General features: G+C 72.7%; 1 protein-coding gene. It reads left to right on the top strand.

Annotated features, from left to right (window positions below):
• A partial coding sequence (locus KVT39_RS36880; protein ID WP_217591476.1) for a hypothetical protein occupies positions 1-271 on the top strand: 271 nt, incomplete at both ends.

Genomic DNA, 271 nt, shown 5'->3' with positions numbered 1-271 from the left:
ACGCGCCGGGCCGGGTGGCGCGGGTGGTCACGGCCGCCGGGCATCAGCGCACGAGCCAGTACCGGCCCTGGTATCGGCTCGAAACGGATGAGAACGGGACGCCGCTGGCCACGGTCCATGACGGGCGTGGCCTGGTGGTGCGCACGGTCCAACGCCCCCCGCCCGGCAACCCCACCGTAGACGACGTCCGCATTACCCGCCACGTGTATGACGCCGCCGGGCGGCTGGTATCGAGCAGCGATCCGCGCTTCTTCGGTCGGCAGCAGGCCGG

Origin of the sequence: Burkholderia sp. GbtcB21 (assembly GCF_019091065.1) — a bacterium.
Taxonomy (GTDB): domain Bacteria; phylum Pseudomonadota; class Gammaproteobacteria; order Burkholderiales; family Burkholderiaceae; genus Burkholderia; species Burkholderia pyrrocinia_C.
The sequence above is the reverse complement of the archived record's forward strand: the minus strand, read 5'-3'. Positions and strand labels throughout refer to the sequence as shown.